Annotated in this window: 2 protein-coding genes; both read left to right on the top strand. The window is 35.7% G+C overall.

The window, feature by feature from the left end; genetic code table 11:
- The first annotated feature begins 182 nt into the window (after window positions 1-182).
- Window positions 183-1,010 (top strand): helix-turn-helix transcriptional regulator, encoded by an 828-nt coding sequence (locus tag KI369_RS28495; protein WP_212958997.1) that lies wholly within the window; start codon window positions 183-185, stop codon window positions 1,008-1,010.
- A gap of 293 nt (window positions 1,011-1,303) precedes the next feature.
- Window positions 1,304-1,543 carry a cupin domain-containing protein gene (locus KI369_RS28490; protein WP_000997182.1) on the top strand — a complete coding sequence of 80 codons (240 nt, stop codon included), beginning with the start codon at window positions 1,304-1,306 and terminating at the stop codon, window positions 1,541-1,543.
- Window positions 1,544-1,589 lie beyond the last annotated feature (46 nt).

Genomic DNA, 1,589 nt, shown 5'->3' with positions numbered 1-1,589 from the left:
AAATCATTATCAATAATATAGGGAGGATACTTTTGTAAATAAATGAAAAACAATATATTTATAGGTTAGTAGCCAGATCTTGTTAAGTCGTATGTACTATTTTTAGTTTAGTGTTGCTCAGAATGTACACCAATTAATCTCGCGAATTACAAGAAAATTATTATTGAAATGAGGCTTGCATTGTGAAGTTGGACGTGAATGAGTTAGCAGAGTATCTTTCCAATAATCCTTTCCGAGTAGAAGGAGTATATCGTTATGCTAAAAATCCAGGTGTGCCTTGTGCTGAGTCTACAGATTCTTTCCCGGGATTTGTATTTCCACTTACAGGGAAGACGCAATTTCAATTTAATGGTACGCCTTATACCCTTTCCCCAGGAAAAGTTATACATGGGGGTGCAAAAATGACATTAGCCCATAAAATGCTTGGGGAAATAAACTGGGAATATATTCTTGTTTTATATCGGATAAGCAATTCAGAACGAGAAGACTCTGGCTTTACTCATCAGCATTTTGAATTATTAACAGGACAATCTCCTCGTCTTGTCGAATTACTTATGCGTCTTTGGGATGTGTATAATCAGCGTGGAGGCATTTCGATGTTTCAGACCGAAATGCTGTTTCGCGAAGCGTTGAATGAAGCTTTATTAAGTGTTGTCAATAGAGAAAACAACTATGAGTCGCATACTTTATTCGAACGAATATCTAGTTATGTCCGTAAATACTATTATAAGGATATTACGATACATACACTTGCAGAACAAAATAATGTTAATCGAAATCGTCTTTCTTACGTGTTTAGAAAGCATGCAGGTATGGGGCCAGCAGAATATTTATTGAACTATCGTATAAAGATGGCTCAAAAAATGTTATGTACAAGTGGTGTGCCTGTACAGCAAATTGCGCAGGCTGTTGGAATCGCAGACCCTTTTTATTTTAGTAGAGTTTTCAAGAAGCGAGTTGGCATTTCGCCTACTAAATATCGCGAGAAGTTCATCAATAATCCATACTAATGTCAACAGGGGTCCATTCTTATTTGAAAATCACTGTTCTATACTTATGGAGAGTTAAAGGAAACATTGGATTGAAAGTACTTTCATTGAAATCACTCCTTTGTACTATCTGAATGAAAAGTTCTGGCCTGAGCATTTTCTTTTTAAGCGTAATAACGACTTTTTTACTTAGATTACTGTAATATAGTGGAAGTTGAAAATGAGGAGGGATCATTATCCATTACCAACCTATTAAACTAAATGACGAGTTATCTAAAATTAACGATTATTGGTATCCACAAGTGATTAGTGAAATGAATGACGATCAAATTCAGCTTTTTAAAGCTAATGGAGATTTTATATGGCATGAGCATCCTAATACGGATAAGCTATTTATTGTGCTTGAAGGGGAGATGTTCATCGATTTTCGTGATGGACAGGTGAAAATTTCTAAGGGCGAGATGTTTATTGTCCCGAGAGGCGTTGAGCATAAACCTTTCACTGAAAAGGAATCCCACATCATGTTGGTAGAGCCTAAAAGGGAAATGGATTGATAATCGTAAAAGATAAAAAAGGAGCGGAAACCCGTTCCTTTTTTTA

Origin of the sequence: Bacillus sanguinis (assembly GCF_018332475.1) — a bacterium.
Classification (GTDB): domain Bacteria; phylum Bacillota; class Bacilli; order Bacillales; family Bacillaceae_G; genus Bacillus_A; species Bacillus_A sanguinis.
The sequence above is the reverse complement of the archived record's forward strand: the minus strand, read 5'-3'. Positions and strand labels throughout refer to the sequence as shown.